Source organism: Micromonospora sp. WMMD729 (assembly GCF_049315225.1).
Lineage (GTDB): Bacteria > Actinomycetota > Actinomycetes > Mycobacteriales > Micromonosporaceae > Micromonospora.
This window is the reverse complement of the sequence record NZ_CP186059.1, coordinates 5,347,343-5,362,429: the sequence shown is the minus strand read 5'-3', so window position 1 is coordinate 5,362,429 and position 15,087 is coordinate 5,347,343. Positions and strand designations below refer to the sequence as shown.

General features: G+C 70.9%; 15 protein-coding genes. 14 read left to right on the top strand and 1 reads right to left on the bottom strand.

What is annotated here, in order from left to right; genetic code table 11:
- Positions 1–66 precede the first annotated feature (66 nt).
- From prmC to ACN263_RS24490, 4 genes are all read left to right on the top strand, one after another.
- Complete coding sequence (gene prmC / locus ACN263_RS24505; RefSeq protein ID WP_422736664.1) at positions 67–1,014, top strand: peptide chain release factor N(5)-glutamine methyltransferase; 948 nt, start codon at positions 67–69, stop codon at positions 1,012–1,014.
- A complete protein-coding gene (locus tag ACN263_RS24500; protein WP_422740809.1) occupies positions 1,014–1,661 on the top strand; it encodes an L-threonylcarbamoyladenylate synthase in 648 nt (215 codons plus the stop codon). The genes prmC and ACN263_RS24500 overlap by 1 nt, the downstream gene beginning before the upstream one ends.
- Complete coding sequence (locus ACN263_RS24495) at positions 1,662–2,273, top strand: phosphotyrosine protein phosphatase (protein WP_422736663.1); 612 nt, start codon at positions 1,662–1,664, stop codon at positions 2,271–2,273. It begins immediately after the preceding gene.
- A 106-nt stretch (positions 2,274–2,379) separates the two neighbouring features.
- Positions 2,380–4,494, top strand: coding sequence for a transglycosylase domain-containing protein (locus ACN263_RS24490; RefSeq protein ID WP_422736662.1), 2,115 nt, complete (start codon positions 2,380–2,382; stop codon positions 4,492–4,494).
- Between the two features lie 161 nt (positions 4,495–4,655).
- Here the strand turns inward: ACN263_RS24490 and ACN263_RS24485 are convergent, their stop codons facing one another.
- A complete protein-coding gene (locus ACN263_RS24485) occupies positions 4,656–6,119 on the bottom strand; it encodes an SDR family oxidoreductase (protein ID WP_422736661.1) in 1,464 nt (487 codons plus the stop codon).
- A 35-nt stretch (positions 6,120–6,154) separates the two neighbouring features.
- Here ACN263_RS24485 and glyA point away from each other — a divergent pair, with 35 nt between their 5' ends.
- The 10 genes from glyA to atpD all read left to right on the top strand — a co-directional run bounded on the left by glyA (position 6,155) and on the right by atpD (position 14,943).
- A complete protein-coding gene (gene glyA / locus ACN263_RS24480; RefSeq protein WP_422736660.1) occupies positions 6,155–7,444 on the top strand; it encodes a serine hydroxymethyltransferase in 1,290 nt (429 codons plus the stop codon).
- The gene (locus ACN263_RS24475) at positions 7,437–7,859 is read left to right on the top strand and encodes a hypothetical protein (protein ID WP_422736659.1); all 423 of its coding nucleotides are present in this window, start codon (positions 7,437–7,439) and stop codon (positions 7,857–7,859) included. Before glyA ends, ACN263_RS24475 begins: the two co-directional genes overlap by 8 nt.
- A gap of 190 nt (positions 7,860–8,049) precedes the next feature.
- Positions 8,050–8,286 carry an AtpZ/AtpI family protein gene (locus tag ACN263_RS24470; protein WP_422736658.1) on the top strand — a complete coding sequence of 79 codons (237 nt, stop codon included), beginning with the start codon at positions 8,050–8,052 and terminating at the stop codon, positions 8,284–8,286.
- 11 nt (positions 8,287–8,297) lie between these two features.
- Complete coding sequence (gene atpB / locus ACN263_RS24465) at positions 8,298–9,095, top strand: F0F1 ATP synthase subunit A (RefSeq protein WP_422736657.1); 798 nt, start codon at positions 8,298–8,300, stop codon at positions 9,093–9,095.
- Between the two features lie 63 nt (positions 9,096–9,158).
- Entirely contained in the window at positions 9,159–9,386 is a 228-nt protein-coding gene (locus ACN263_RS24460) for an ATP synthase F0 subunit C (protein WP_074314047.1), read from the top strand.
- A gap of 32 nt (positions 9,387–9,418) precedes the next feature.
- Positions 9,419–9,958: a F0F1 ATP synthase subunit B gene (locus ACN263_RS24455; protein WP_112584053.1), complete on the top strand. Its 540-nt coding sequence runs from the start codon at positions 9,419–9,421 to the stop codon at positions 9,956–9,958.
- The gene (locus ACN263_RS24450; RefSeq protein WP_422736656.1) at positions 9,958–10,779 is read left to right on the top strand and encodes a F0F1 ATP synthase subunit delta; all 822 of its coding nucleotides are present in this window, start codon (positions 9,958–9,960) and stop codon (positions 10,777–10,779) included. Before ACN263_RS24455 ends, ACN263_RS24450 begins: the two co-directional genes overlap by 1 nt.
- 141 nt (positions 10,780–10,920) lie before the next feature.
- Complete coding sequence (gene atpA / locus ACN263_RS24445) at positions 10,921–12,573, top strand: F0F1 ATP synthase subunit alpha (RefSeq protein WP_422736655.1); 1,653 nt, start codon at positions 10,921–10,923, stop codon at positions 12,571–12,573.
- 4 nt (positions 12,574–12,577) lie between these two features.
- Positions 12,578–13,507 (top strand): F0F1 ATP synthase subunit gamma, encoded by a 930-nt coding sequence (locus ACN263_RS24440; RefSeq protein WP_422736654.1) that lies wholly within the window; start codon positions 12,578–12,580, stop codon positions 13,505–13,507.
- Positions 13,507–14,943 (top strand): F0F1 ATP synthase subunit beta, encoded by a 1,437-nt coding sequence (gene atpD, locus ACN263_RS24435; RefSeq protein ID WP_422736653.1) that lies wholly within the window; start codon positions 13,507–13,509, stop codon positions 14,941–14,943. The genes ACN263_RS24440 and atpD overlap by 1 nt, the downstream gene beginning before the upstream one ends.
- Positions 14,944–15,087: the final 144 nt, after the last annotated feature.

Genomic DNA, 15,087 nt, shown 5'->3' with positions numbered 1-15,087 from the left:
CTCCTGTCGTGTGCGCCTCGACGCACCCGTTCATGGCATCGCCCCGCGACGCCCCATGATTATCGTGTGACCACTCTGCCGCAACACCCCCCCGAAGGGACAGGCCGTACCCGTCCGTCCGCCGCGGTGGCCCGGGCGGCCCGCGTGCTCGCCGAGGCCGGCGTGGGCCCGGCGCGGGTGGAGGCCGAGCTGCTGGTGGCGTACGTGCTGGACGTGCCCCGGGGGCGGCTGGTCCTGGCCGACGACCTGGACGACGCCCAACTGGCCCGGCTCGACGAGCTGGTCGCTCGGCGCGCCGGCCGGGAGCCGTTGCAGCACCTGACCGGTCGGGCGGCTTTCCGGCACCTGGAGCTGGCGGTCGGCCCGGGCGTCTTCGTGCCTCGCCCGGAGACGGAGTTGCTGGCCGGTTGGGGTGTCGAGCAGGGCCGGGGCAGATCCGAGCCGCTGGTGGTGGACCTGTGCAGCGGCACCGGCGCGATCGCCCTGGCGGTGGCGCAGGAGCTGCCCGGGGCGCGGGTGGTCGCGGTGGAGCGGTCCCCGGCGGCGCTGGCGTGGCTGCGCCGCAACGCGGCCGAGCGGGCGGCGGCGGGGGACCGGCCGATCGAGGTGGTCGAGGCCGACGTGACCGCGCCCGACCTGCTCGCCGACCTGGTGGGTCGGGTGGACGTGCTGCTCTGCAACCCGCCGTACGTTCCGGTGGCCGTGGTGGTGCCGCCGGAGGTGGCCGCGCACGATCCGGCGGAGGCGGTCTTCGGTGGCCTCGACGGTCTGGCGGTGATCCGGCCGGTGATCGACCGGGCGGCGGCGCTGCTGCGACCCGGCGGCGTGATCGGGGTCGAGCACGACGACACGCACGGCGAGGCGGTGCCGGAGTTGTTCGCCCTCGACGGCCGCTTCGACGCCGTCGTGGCGCATCCGGACCTCACCGGTCGGCCCCGCTACGCCACCGCGTCCCGACGGGCGGACGGCCAGCACACCGCGTCCGGGCCGGCGTGGCAGACTGACTCCTCGTGATGCTCTACGACTGCCGATCGCCCGCCGATCGGGACCGCGGCATCGCTGCGGCCATCGAGGCGGTCAAGAACGGCGAGCTGGTCGTCCTTCCGACGGACACCGTCTACGGGATCGGCGCGGACGCGTTCACGCCGTACGCGGTCAAGGCGCTGCTGGACGCGAAGGGCCGGGGCCGGCAGATGCCGCCGCCGGTCCTGATCGGTTCGCGGCACACCCTGGACGGCCTGGTCTTCTCGCTGCCCTCGGCGGCGCGGGACCTGGTGGAGGCGTTCTGGCCTGGTGCGCTGACCATCGTGGTCGAGCACTCGCCGAGCCTGCAGTGGGACCTGGGCGACAAGACCGGCACCGTGGCGGTACGCATGCCGCTGCACCCGGTGGCGCTGGAGGTGCTGCGTGAGACGGGCCCGATGGCGGTCTCCTCGGCCAACAAGACGGGCCAGCCGGCGGCGGTGACCGCCGAGGAGGCGCGCGACCAGCTCAGCTACTCGGTGCGCGCCTACCTGGAGGCCGGGCCCTGTCCCGATCCGGTGCCGAGCACGATCGTGGACCTGACCGGCGAGGTGCCGCAGTTGCTGCGGGCCGGGGCGATCCCGTTGGAGAAGCTGCGCGACGTCGTACCGGACCTCCTCGACCTCCAGGGGGCCTGAGTGCCCCCGTTCACCGTCCTGCACGTCTGCATGGGCAACATCTGCCGCTCCCCGATGGCCGAGCGGCTGCTCGCCCTCGCGGTGCGGGAGCGGTTGACGCGGCGTGCGCAGGACACGGCCGGCGCCGAGGGGCTGCTGTACAGCCACAGCGCCGGCACCGGGGGCTGGCACGCCGGCGAGGAGATGAATCCGCCGGCGGCCCGGCAGGTCGTCGACCGTGGCGGCGACGTCGACGGGTTCGCGGCGCGCAAGCTGCGCTCGGACCACATCGACGCGGCGGACCTGGTCCTGACGGCCACCGCCGACCAGCAGGAGTACGTGGTGGCGCTGCGCCCGGACGCGGCGGCCCGCACCTTCGTGCTGGGCGAGTTCGGTCGGCTGCTGGGCGCGGTGGACGTGTCCGCGCTGCCGGCGGCCGAGGCGACCCCGGAGGCGGTGTACGCGCGGGGCGTGGCCCTGGTGGCGGCGGCGCACGACCACCGGCTGGGCGCCTCGCCGCTGCCCACCGACGATCTCGACGATCCGTGGGGGCGGGGCGACCAGTGCTTCACCCGGGTCGCGGACGAGATCGAGGAGACGGTCCACCCGCTGGCCGCCGCGCTGTTGCCCTGAGCGCCGTGCGAGTTTCCTCCGGGTTTGGGGAAAACCAGGGGCGAAAGGGGTGTTCCGGGTCATTCTGAACGGGTCCTAGTGTGACCGGCTCCTGCGGGGAGAGCTGATGATCCGGGCCCGACTCGACAAACTGCTGACCGTGGTGATCGCCGGCGTGCTGGCCGGACTGGTGCTGGCCGGGGCCGCCCTACCCGCCGCCCTGGTCTTCGGGATCGGCTTCAGCGCCCTCTCCACGCCGTACTCGGAGCTGCCCAACACGCTTCGGACGCCGCCCACCGCGCAGCGCTCCAACCTCTACGCCAACGACGGCACCACCCTGATCACGTCCTTCTACCAGGAGGACCGGGTGGACGTGCCGCTGCGCGAGGTCGCCCCGGTGATGCGCCAGGCCATCCTGGCCGCCGAGGACGTCCGGTTCTACCAGCACAGCGGGGTCGACCTGCGCGGCGTGGTGCGCGCCCTCACGGTGAACAAGCGCGACGGCCGGACCCGGCAGGGCGCCTCCACCCTGACCATGCAGTACGTCCGCAACGTGCTCAGCAGCGATCCCCGGCTCACCGAGCGGCAGCGCCAGGCGGCCACCGAGGTCACCACCGCCCGCAAGCTCCAGGAGATGCGGTACGCGCTGGCGTTGGAGCGGGAACTCAGCAAGGAGGACATCCTCACCCGGTACCTCAACATCGCCTACTTCGGCGCCGGGGCGTACGGGATCGCGGCGGCCAGCAAGCGCTACTTCTCCGTCTCGCCGGCGGAGTTGACCCTGTCCCAGGCCGCGCTGCTGGCCGGTCTGGTCCGGTCGCCGGACAGCGACGACCCGATCAACGGGGACGCCGACAGCGCCCTGCGCCGGCGGACGTACGTGCTGGAACGCCTGGTCGAGACGGGCCAGGTTCCCGCCGACGCGGCGGCGGCGGCGCGGGCCGAGCCGTTGCAGTTGCGGCCCAGCGAGACGCCGAACGACTGCACGGGCGTGCCCGACGGGCACCAGGACTGGGGTTTCTTCTGCGACTGGTTCACCCGCTGGTGGAGCAGCCAGTCGGCGTTCGGGACGAGCGCCGACGAGCGGCAGCGCACCCTGCGTCGGGGCGGCTTCTCCATCGTCTCGTCGCTGGACCCGGCCGTGCAGCAGGCCACCACCGAGCAGATCCTGCGCATCTACCGGCCCACCGAGGCGCGGGCGGTACCCACCGCCGTGGTCCAGCCCGGCACCGGCCGGGTGCTGGCGATGTCGGTGAACCGCAACTACAGCGTCAAGGAGAACCCGGTCGGGCAGAAGAACTACCCGAACACGGTCAACCAGTTGGTGGCCGGTGGTGGGGCCATCGACGGGTACCAGGCGGGTTCGACGTTCAAGCTCTTCACCATGCTGGCCGCGCTGGAATCCGGCATGCCGCTGTCGACCGAGTTCACCGCGCCCACGCAACTGCTCACCCGCTTCCCGGCGACCGGCGCGGGTAGCTGTGACGGTCGCTGGTGCCCGGCGAACGCCAGCCCGTCGTCGATGGACGGCCCCCGCACGATGTGGACCGGATTCGGCCGGTCGGTGAACACGTACTTCGCCTGGCTCACCGAGCGGGTCGGCGCCGACCGGGTGGTGGAGATGGCCGAGCGGCTGGGCATCGTGCTGCGCGCCGACTCCGACGAGCGGCTGGCCCGCTACGGTGCGAAGGACTGGGGCCCGTTCACCCTGGGGGTCGCCGCGACGACCCCGCTGGACCTGGCCGGGGCGTACGCCACAGTGGCCGCCGAGGGAACGTGGTGTGCCCCGCTGCCGGTGGTCTCGATCAACGACTCGACCGGTCGTCCGGTTGATGCCGCCAAGCCGGACTGCCGGCAGGTGCTCGACACCGACGTGGCCCGCGCGGCGGCCGACGCGGCCCGCTGTCCGGTGGGCGACCAGTCGATGTACGGGCGGTGCGACGGTGCCACGGCTCCTGACCTGCGAGCCCGGCTGGGCCGTCCGGTGGCCGGCAAGACCGGCAGTTCCGAGCGGTACGAGACGGAGACGGTGGTGGCCTTCACCCCGCAGTTGGTGGTCGCCTCGATGGCGGCCAACCCCGACGACCCGCGCGACGCGGTCGGTCAGGCCGTGCAGGCCCGGATGGTGACCGCGGTGGGCCAAGTGCTCGGCGTGGCCCTACGCGACCAGCCGGTACGCGACTTCGTCCCCCCCAGCGAACGAGCCGCCTTCCAACCAACCGGCGCCCGCACCACAAACTGACCCCCACCCCACCCCACCCCACCCCCACGCCACGCCCACGCCCACGCCACGCCCCGTCGATCTTGCACTTTCTGTTGGAACTTTTGGGTGCAAAGGCCGTGAATCGTCAACACAAAGTGCAAGATCGGCGCGGCGGAGGGGGTGGGGACCGCGGGCCGGGGTTAGGGGGGTTGTTCGGCGTTGCGGGCTATGTTGCGGGCCATGCCGCCGAAGATCACGGCGTGGAACGGGGTCACCGAGCCCCAGTAGGCGTGGCCGGCGAGGCCGCGGGGGAGGAAGACGGCGCGTTGCTGGTAGCGGCTGTGGCCGTCGTCGTCCGGCAGCGCCCGCATCTCCAGCCAGGCGCGGCCGGGCAGTCGCATCTCGGCGCGCAGCCGCAGCAGCTCACCCGGAACGATCTCCTCGACCCGCCAGAAGTCCAGCGCCTCGCCGACCTGGAGGCGGTGCGGGTCGCGTCGGCCCCGGCGCAGCCCCACCCCGCCGACCAGTCGGTCCAGCCAGCCGCGTACCGACCAGGCGAGGGGGAACGAGTACCAGCCGTGCTCGCCGCCGACGCCCTCGATGACCCGCCAGAGCGCCGCCGGTGAGGCGTGCACCGTCCGTTCGCGTACGTCGGTGTAGACCGTGCCGCCGGACCAGTCCGGGTCGCTGGGCAGCGGCTCGGCGGGCGCGTCCGGGCCGCTCGCGGTGGACCAGCGCGTCTCCACCTGGGCGTCGCGCACCTTGGCCAGCGCCAGCCGCACCGCCTCGTCGAAGCCGGTGAGGCCGCCCGGCGGATCGGGCACGTACCGGGCGATGTCGTGTTCGTGGGCCACCGCCTCGTGGATCAGGCTCTCCACCAGCGGCCGGGCGATCTTGTTCGGCACCGGGGTGATGAGGCCGACCCAGTGCGACGAGAGCGACGGCGTGAGCGGCCGGACCGGCACGATGACCCGCCGCCGCAACCCGGCCACCCGGGCGTAGCGCTGCATCATGTCGCGGAAGGTCAGCACGTCCGGTCCGCCGATGTCGAAGCCGCGGTTGACGTCGGGTGGCAGGGTGGCGCAACCGGCCAGGTAGCGCAGCACGTCGCGGACCGCGATCGGTTGGATCCGGTTGCGGACCCACCGCGGCGTGACCATGGCGGGCAGCCGCTCGGTCAGGTAGCGCAGCATCTCGAACGACGCCGAACCGGAGCCGATGATCACCGCGGCGCGCAGCACCGCCGTGGGTACGCCGCTGGCCAGCAGGATCCGGCCCACCTCGGCCCGGGACCGCAGGTGCGGCGACGGGACCTCGGCGTCGGCCGCCGGCTCCGGACCACCGAGGTAGACGATCCGGCGTACGCCGGCCGCGCGGGCCGCCGCCGCGAAGTTCGTGGCCGCCGTCCGGTCGGCCGCCTCGAAGTCCGCCCGGCCGAGCGAGTGCACCAGGAAGTACGCGACGTCGACGTCGGCGAACGCGGCGGGCAGCGTCTCCGGCCGGCTCAGGTCGCCCTCGACGATCTCGGCCGCCGCCGCCCACGGCACGTCGCGCAGGCGGACGGCCTTGCGGGCCAGGCAGCGCACGGTGTGCCCGTTGGCGAGCAGCAGCGGCGTCAGCCGCCCGCCGATGTATCCGGTGGCACCGGTGACGAGGCATCTCACGGCTCTTAGTGTGCGTCCGCCTAGACTCGTTCGCTGTGGAGACCGAGACGAGCACCTTCTGGGGGCCGGATTTCGCCCAGCTCAGGGCCACCGATCCGGAGATCGCCGGGGTGGTCCTCGGCGAGCTGGACCGGTTGCGGGGTGGCCTGCAACTGATCGCCAGCGAGAACCTGACCTCGCCGGCGGTGCTGGCCGCGCTCGGCTCGACGTTGACCAACAAGTACGCCGAGGGCTACCCGGGGCGGCGCTACTACGGCGGCTGCGCCGAGGTGGACCGGGCCGAGGAGATCGGTATCGCCCGGGCCAAGGAGCTGTTCGGGGCCGAGCACGCCAACCTCCAGCCGCACTCCGGGGCGAGCGCCAACCTGGCCGCGTACGCCGCGTTGGTGCAGCCGGGCGACACGGTGCTGGCGATGGACCTGCCGCACGGCGGGCACCTCACCCACGGCAGCCGGGTGAACTTCTCCGGCAAGTGGTTCCACCCGGTGGGCTACCCGGTCCGGCCGGACACCGAGCTGATCGACTACGACGAGGTACGCGATCTGGCCCGCGCGCACCGGCCCAAGCTGATCATCTGTGGGGCCACCGCGTACCCCCGGCTGATCGACTTCAAGCGGTTCCGGGAGATCGCCGACGAGGTCGGCGCGTACCTGATGGTGGACGCCGCGCACTTCATCGGCCTGGTGGCCGGGCGGGCCATCCCGTCTCCGGTGCCGTACGCCGACGTCGTCTGCGCCACCACCCACAAGGTGCTGCGCGGTCCGCGCGGCGGCATGATCCTCTGCCGTGAGTCGCTGGCCCAGCGGATCGACAAGGCGGTCTTCCCGTTCACCCAGGGCGGCCCGCTGATGCACGCCGTCGCGGCGAAAGCGGTCGCGCTGCGCGAGGCGGCCCAGCCCGAGTTCCAGACGTACGCCGCCCAGGTGGTCCGCAACGCGCAGGCGCTCGCCGCCGGGCTGGCCGACGAGGGCATGCGCCCGGTCTCCGGTGGCACCGACACCCACCTCGCCCTGATCGACCTGCGCGAGCTGGGGGTGACCGGCGCGGAGGCCGAGGCCCGCTGCGACGCCGCCTCGATCACGCTCAACAAGAACGCCATTCCGTACGACCCGCAGCCGCCGCTGGTGGCCTCGGGTATCCGGGTGGGCACGCCCAGCGTCACCACCCAGGGCATGCGCGAGGGTGAGCTGCGCCAGGTGGCCGCCCTGATCGCCCGCGCGGTCCGTACGAACCCGGGTGAACCCGGTGGCGCCGACGCGCTGACCGCGATCGGCGCCGAGGTGGCCGAGTTGGCGGCGGCTTTCCCGGCGTACCCCCGTGGCTGAGCCCGGGGTGGTCGAGCCCGCCGCCGACGGACGGTGGCGGTTGCGGCACCTGCCGGTGCTGCTGGCCGCGTCGGCGGCGCTGGCCGTGGTCGCGGCCGTGGTGGGCGGGGTGACCGGCGGCACGCCGGCCGCGCTCGGCGCGGCGGCCGGCGTGGCTGTGACGGTCTTCAGCTACACCCTCACGACCGTGGTGCTGGCGCGGGCCGACAAGGTCAACCCGCAGTTGCTGCTGCCGCTCGGGCTGGGGCTCTACGTGCTGAAGTTCACCCTGTTGGGTGTCGTGCTGGTGGCCGTGGCGTCGACCGGTTGGGCGGGGTTGATCCCGCTCTGCCTCGGCATCGTCGCCGGGGTGGCAGTGTGGACAGCGGCGCACCTATGGTGGCTGACCACGGTGCACGCCCGTCGCTCCGGCTGACCTGGTCATCGGCCGGGGTGTCCCACCTATCGGACGCGCGGCAACGTGTCGGCCTCCGGTCATTTTCCGACGGGCGGAAGGGGAGTAGCGTGCCCACAGACGACGGCGCCCACGAGAAGCCCACACAACGACGGTTGTGCGGGGGGTGAGGCACAGCCTCGTCTTCCCGGCTGATATCGTTCGCCCCGTCATGGCTGATGACCAAAACCCCCGTCCCGCCGGTTCACCGGACGACTATCCGTCCGGCGCCGGTCAGGGTTGGACCGCGCTCAGCTACCTCATCGGAGGCATGCTCGTGTGGGGTTTCATCGGCTGGCTGGTCGACCAGTGGCTCGACACCGGTGGCGTCGCCACCGGGATCGGCTTCGTGCTCGGCATGGCTGGGGGAGTCATCCTGGTCATCCGCCGACTCGGCACGCCTACTTAGGAAGGGACGCGGTGTTCGGACAGGCGAACGTCCTGGCAGCGGGCCAGGCGGCATTCCCACCCAGTGTGGAGGACTTCTACCTGCCCGCGATCGTGCCCTGGGGCGCGGAGAACGCGCCGTGGTTCACCAAGTTCACCTTGATGGTCTGGATCGCGGTCGGCGCCTTGATCATCTTCTTCCTGGCGACCTACCGGAACCCGAAGCTGGTGCCCACCAAGAAGCAGTGGTTCGCCGAGTCGATCTACGGCTTCGTGCGCAACAACATCTCGGTCGACATGATCGGGCACCAGGGCGTGCGTTTCGCCCCGTACTTCACGACGCTGTTCTGCTTCGTGCTGCTGACGAACGCCTTCGCGATCATCCCGTTCTTCCAGATCTCGCCGAACTCGCACATCGCCTTCCCGGCGATCCTCGCCGTGATCAGCTACGTGCTGTTCAACTACATCGGCATCCGGCACCACGGCTTCGGCAAGTACTTCAAGCACGCCCTGATCCCGCCGGCACCCTGGTACATCCTGCCGCTGCTGATTCCGATCGAGGCGTTCTCGACCTTCATCATCCGGCCGTTCTCACTGGCCGTTCGTCTCTTCGCGAACATGTTCGCCGGCCACATGCTCCTGCTGGTCTTCACGCTGGGCGGCTTCGCGATGCTCAACGCCAACGCCTGGCTGGCGCCGGTCTCGGTGGTCTCCTGGGTGATGACCGTGGCGCTGACCCTCCTCGAGGCGCTCGTCATCGTCCTGCAGGCCTACGTCTTCACCGTCCTGAGCGCCAGCTACATCCAGGGCGCGCTCGCCGAAGAGCACTGATCTACGCACCAACCGTTGTCGTCCCGCGTGAGAGTCACGCGTGATAACCAGGAGGAACCACTAATGGATTACGTCGCCGCGGTAGAGGGCAGCACCGCCGCCATCGGCTACGGCCTCGCGGCCATCGGCCCGGGCATCGGCGTTGGCCTGGTCTTCGCCGCCTACATCCAGTCGACCGCCCGGCAGCCCGAGTCGTCGCGCATGACCCTGCCGTACGTCTGGATCGGCTTCGCCGTCATCGAGGCGCTCGCGCTGTTCGGCATCGCCTTCGGCTTCATCTGGGCCGGCTGATTCCGCCCCTTCCGACCGGGAGGTCACCCATGTTGTTCCTCCTCGCCGCCGAGGGTGGTGAGTCAGACCACAACCCGATCATTCCGATCTGGCAGGAGATCGTGGTCGGCACGGTCGCCTTCGCCGTGCTCTGCTTCGTGCTGATGAAGTTCGTCTTCCCGCGGATGGAGCAGACGTTCCAGGCGCGTGTCGACGCGATCGAGGGCGGCATCAAGCGCGCCGAGGCCGCCCAGGCCGAGGCGAACCAGCTGCTCGAGCAGTACCGCGCCCAGCTCGCCGAGGCGCGGACCGACGCCGCGAAGATCCGTGACGACGCGCGGGCCGACGCCGAGGGCATCCGGCAGGACATCCTCGCCAAGGCGCGCGAGGAGTCCGACCGGGTCATCCAGGCCGGCAAGGACGCACTCGCCGCCGAGCGGGCCACCATCGTGCGCGAGCTGCGCGCGGAGGTCGGCACCATCGCGGTGGACCTGGCCAGCAAGATCGTCGGCGAGTCGCTGGCCGACGAGGCGCGGCGCAAGGGCACCGTCGACCGGTTCCTGAGCGGTCTCGAGAGCACGGGGGCCCGCTGATGCAGGCCGCCAGCCGGGAGTCGTACAAGGTCGCGGCCGAGCGCCTCGACGCGTACGTCCGCGGCGCGGAGCCGTCGGCGGTGGCCGCCACCGCCGACGCCATCCTCTCCGTGGCGACCCTGCTGCGGCGTGAGCCGCGGCTGCGTCGGGCGCTCTCCGACCCGGCCCGGTCCGGCGAGGACCGCGGCGCGCTGCTCGGCGACATGCTGGGTGGGCGGATCGGCGCGGACGCGCTCGACCTGCTCGTCACGCTGGTCTCCGGCCGGTGGTCGGCACCGTCGGAGTTGCTCGACGGCACCGAGCGCCTCGGCGTGGAGGCGCTGCTGGCCAGCGCCGACTCCGCCGGTGAGCTGGGCGAGGTGGAGGACGAGCTGTTCCGCTTCGGTCAGGTCGTGTCCGGTCAGCCGGCGCTGAGCAACGCGCTCGCCGACCCGGTCGCCCCGGTCGAGCAGCGGGCCACCCTGGCCCGCGAGCTGCTGGCCGGCAAGGCCCGGCCGGTCACCGTCGGCCTCGTCGAGGCGGCGCTCGCCGGATTCGGCGGACGTTCCGTCGGCGGAGCGCTCACCCGGCTGGTCGAGTTGGCCGCCGACCGGCGTGACCGGCAGGTGGCGTACGTGACCGTCGCGGCCCCGTTGAGTGACGAGGACGAGCGTCGACTGGGTGCGAGCCTCGCCGCGATATACGGTCGAGAGGTCTCCGTCAAGCAGACGGTCGACCCCGCCGTTCTCGGTGGTGTGAGTGTCCGGGTCGGTTCCGACCTGTACGACGGCACTATCCTGCGCCGCCTCAACGAGACCCGCAACGCGCTCGCGAAGCGCTGAACGGCTTCGCCGCCAGCAATGCGGTGGTTCCGCCGCCTCACCATTGGGCGGCTCCGCCGCCGCAGCGCCCGGATTGACAGACGCCATTCGGACCGGTTGGTACTAGGTATCCCGGGCCCCTGAATTTTAAGGAAGCAGAGGATGGCCGAGCTGACCATCTCGACGGAGGAGATCCGCGGCGCGCTGGAGCGCTACGTCTCTTCCTACTCGTCCGACGTCTCCCGCGAGGAGGTCGGCACCGTCTCCGACACCGGTGACGGCATCGCCCACGTCGAGGGCCTGCCCTCGACCAAGACCAACGAGCTCCTGGAGTTCGAGGACGGCACGCTCGGCGTGGCGCTGAACCTCGACGTCCGGGAGATCGGCGTCGTCGTCCTGGGTGACTCCGCCAAGCTCGAGGAGGGGCAGCGCGTCAAGCGCACCGACCGGGTGCTCTCCGTGCCGGTCGGCGACGCGTTCCTCGGCCGCGTGGTCAACGCGCTCGGCCAGCCGATCGACGGGCTCGGCGACATCGCCGACGAGGGCTACCGCGAGCTGGAGCTCCAGGCTCCGAACGTGATGGCCCGGCAGTCGGTGTTCGAGCCGCTGCAGACCGGCATCAAGGCCATCGACGCGATGACCCCGATCGGCCGCGGCCAGCGTCAGCTGATCATCGGTGACCGCAAGACCGGCAAGACCACCGTCGCGCTGGACGCCATCCTCAACCAGCGGGAGAACTGGCGCAGCGGCGACCCGAAGAAGCAGGTCCGCTGCATCTACGTCGCCATCGGCCAGAAGGCCTCCACCATCGCCTCGATCAAGGGGCAGCTGGAGGAGGCGGGCGCGATGGAGTACACGACCATCGTCGCCTCGCCGGCGTCCGACCCGGCCGGCTTCAAGTACCTGGCCCCGTACACCGGCTCGTCCATCGGGCAGCACTGGATGTACGGCGGCAAGCACGTCCTGATCGTCTTCGACGACCTGAGCAAGCAGGCCGAGGCGTACCGGGCCGTGTCGCTGCTGCTGCGTCGCCCGCCGGGCCGTGAGGCGTACCCGGGTGACGTCTTCTACCTGCACTCCCGCCTGCTGGAGCGCTGCGCGAAGCTCTCCGACGAGCTGGGTGGCGGCTCGATGACCGGTCTGCCGATCATCGAGACGAAGGCCAACGACATCTCGGCCTTCATCCCGACCAACGTCATCTCGATCACCGACGGCCAGATCTTCCTGGAGACCGACCTGTTCAACCAGGGCGTCCGTCCGGCGATCAACGTCGGTACCTCGGTCTCCCGGGTGGGTGGCGCCGCGCAGGTGAAGCCGATGCGCAAGGTCGCCGGTTCGCTGCGGCTGAACCTGGCCCAGTACCGCGAGCTGGAGGCGTTCGCCGCCTTCGCCTCCGACCTGGACAAGGCCTCGCGGGCGCAGCTGGACCGCGGTGTCCGGCTGGTCGAGCTGCTCAAGCAGCCGAACTACTCGCCGTACCCGGTGCAGGAGGAGGTCGTCTCCGTCTGGGCCGGCACCGAGGGCAAGCTGGACGACGTTCCGGTCGGCGAGATCCGGCGCTTCGAGGCGGAGTTCCTGCAGTACCTGCGACACAAGCACGAGGGTGTCCTCGCGGCGATCGCCGACAACCAGTGGGGCGATGACATCATCAACACGCTGGACACCGCGATCGGCGAGTTCAAGCAGGTCTTCCTCGGCAAGGAGGACGAGCGCACGATCAACGACGCGCCGGCCGCCCCGCTCGAGGGCGAGCAGAACCGCGAGACGGTGACCCGCTTCCGCGACGGCGCGACCGACCGCCCGGCCGAGAGCTGATCCGATGGCGGCCCAGGTTCGCGTTCTTCGTCAACGGATCCGCTCGGCGAAGTCGATGAAGAAGATCACCAAGGCGATGGAGCTCGTGGCGACGAGCCGGATCGCCAAGGCCCAGGCCCGGGTGGAGGCGTCCCTGCCGTACGCCCAGGCCATCACCGGCGTGCTCACGGCGCTGGCGTCCAACGCGCGGATCGACCACCCGCTGCTCACCCCGCGCGAGCGGGTGCGGCGGGCCGGCGTCCTGTTGGTCACCAGCGACCGTGGCCTGGCCGGCGGTTACAGCTCCAACGCGATCAGGATGGCCGAGTCACTGATCGCGCGGCTCAAGGCGGACGGCAAGGAGCCGGTGCTCTACGTCATCGGACGTAAGGGCGTCGGGTTCTACCGGTTCCGCAACCGGCCGATCGAGGCGAACTGGACGGGCTTCAGCGAGCAGCCGTCGTTCGAGGACGCCCGCACGGTGGGTGAGACGCTGATCAAGGCGTTCACCGCCGGCGCGGACGACCTCGACGGTGGTCCCGGTGCGGACGGGGTGCTCGGCGTCGACGAACTGCACATCGTCTACACCGAGTTCCACTCGCTGATGACGCAGACGCCGGTCACCAAGATCGTCGGCCCGATGCAGGTGGAGGACCGGCCGCGCTCCGAGGGGCTACTGCCGGCGTACGAGTTCGAGCCGGAGGCGGAGGCGCTGCTCGACGCGCTCCTGCCGCGGTACATCAACACGCGGATCTACGCGGCGTTGATCGAGTCGGCGGCGAGTGAGTCGGCGGCGCGGCGGCGGGCGATGAAGAGCGCCACCGACAACGCCGAAGAGATGATCGAGAAGTACACGCGTGAGATGAACTCGGCCCGCCAGGCCGGGATCACCCAGGAGATCAGCGAGATCGTCGGCGGCGCGAACGCGCTGGCCGCGTCGGGAAGTGAAGTGTGATGACTGCCCCAGTAGAGACCAAGACGGCCACGGGTCGCGTGGTCCGGGTCATCGGCCCGGTCGTCGACGCCGAGTTCCCGCGCGACGCCATGCCGGCCCTGTTCAACGCCCTCAACGTGGACGTGAGCCTGTCCGGCGGTGAGAAGACGCTGACCCTGGAGGTCGCCCAGCACCTGGGTGACAACCTGGTCCGCGCCATCTCGATGCAGCCGACCGACGGCCTGGTCCGCGGCGCGGAGGTTCGTGACTCCGGCTCGCCGATCACCGTTCCGGTGGGCGACGCGGTCAAGGGCCACGTGTTCAACGCGATCGGCGAGTGCCTCAACCTCACCGAGGGCGAGACCATCGACGCCGACGACCGGTGGGGCATCCACCGCAAGGCGCCGGCCTTCGCCGACCTGGAGCCGAAGACCGAGATGCTGGAGACCGGCATCAAGGTGATCGACCTCCTCGCCCCGTACGTCAAGGGCGGCAAGATCGGCCTGTTCGGCGGCGCGGGCGTGGGCAAGACGGTGCTCATCCAGGAGATGATCACCCGTGTTGCCCGCAACTTCGGTGGTACCTCGGTCTTCGCCGGCGTGGGTGAGCGCACCCGTGAGGGCAACGACCTCATCGCCGAGATGACCGAGTCCGGCGTCATCGACAAGACCGCCCTGGTCTACGGCCAGATGGACGAGCCGCCGGGCACCCGGCTCCGGGTGGCGCTCTCCGCGCTGACCATGGCCGAGTACTTCCGGGACGTGAAGAAGCAGGAGGTGCTGCTCTTCATCGACAACATCTTCCGCTTCACCCAGGCCGGTTCCGAGGTCTCCACCCTGCTCGGCCGGATGCCGAGTGCGGTGGGTTACCAGCCGACCCTGGCCGACGAGATGGGCGAGCTCCAGGAGCGGATCACCTCCGTCCGGGGCCAGGCCATCACCTCGATGCAGGCGATCTACGTGCCGGCGGACGACTACACCGACCCCGCCCCGGCCACCACGTTCGCCCACCTGGACGCGACCACCAACCTGGAGCGGTCGATCTCCGACAAGGGCATCTACCCGGCCGTGGACCCGCTGGCGTCCTCGTCCCGGATCCTTGCCCCGGAGTTCGTCGGCCAGGAGCACTTCCAGGTCGCCACCGAGGTGAAGCGGATCCTGCAGCGCTACAAGGACCTGCAGGACATCATCGCCATCCTCGGTATCGAGGAGCTCTCCGAGGAAGACAAGATCACCGTGGCCCGGGCCCGGCGGATCGAGCGCTTCCTGTCGCAGAACACCTACGCGGCGGAGCAGTTCACCGGCGTGCCGGGCTCGACGGTCCCGATCAAGGAGACCATCGAGGCGTTCCGGAAGATCAGCGAGGGTGAGTACGATCACTTCCCCGAGCAGGCGTTCTTCATGTGCGGCGGTCTCGAGGACCTGGAGAAGAAGGCTGAGGAGCTGATGAAGGGCTGACAGCCCGCATCGAATCCGTACCGCAAAAGACTGCCCCGGCAATGTCGGGGCAGTCTTTTGTTCATCTTCGCGTCTTACCATCGTCGCGGTCCGTTACTGGTGGTCGTCGCTCGGGCGGCAGCCGAGATACGGTCGGTCGGCGCG

What these genes read in the sequence shown, in the direction of transcription:
- ACN263_RS24500 (WP_422740809.1), top strand. Translation starts at nt 1,014, where the DNA reads ATGCTCTACGACTGCCGATCGCCCGCCGATCGGGACCGCGGCATCGCT.
- ACN263_RS24490 (WP_422736662.1), top strand. Translation starts at nt 2,380, where the DNA reads ATGATCCGGGCCCGACTCGACAAACTGCTGACCGTGGTGATCGCCGGC.
- ACN263_RS24470 (WP_422736658.1), top strand. Translation starts at nt 8,050, where the DNA reads ATGGCTGATGACCAAAACCCCCGTCCCGCCGGTTCACCGGACGACTAT.
- ACN263_RS24460 (WP_074314047.1), top strand. Translation starts at nt 9,159, where the DNA reads ATGGATTACGTCGCCGCGGTAGAGGGCAGCACCGCCGCCATCGGCTAC.
- ACN263_RS24450 (WP_422736656.1), top strand. Translation starts at nt 9,958, where the DNA reads ATGCAGGCCGCCAGCCGGGAGTCGTACAAGGTCGCGGCCGAGCGCCTC.
- atpA (WP_422736655.1), top strand. Translation starts at nt 10,921, where the DNA reads ATGGCCGAGCTGACCATCTCGACGGAGGAGATCCGCGGCGCGCTGGAG.
- ACN263_RS24440 (WP_422736654.1), top strand. Translation starts at nt 12,578, where the DNA reads ATGGCGGCCCAGGTTCGCGTTCTTCGTCAACGGATCCGCTCGGCGAAG.
- atpD (WP_422736653.1), top strand. Translation starts at nt 13,507, where the DNA reads ATGACTGCCCCAGTAGAGACCAAGACGGCCACGGGTCGCGTGGTCCGG.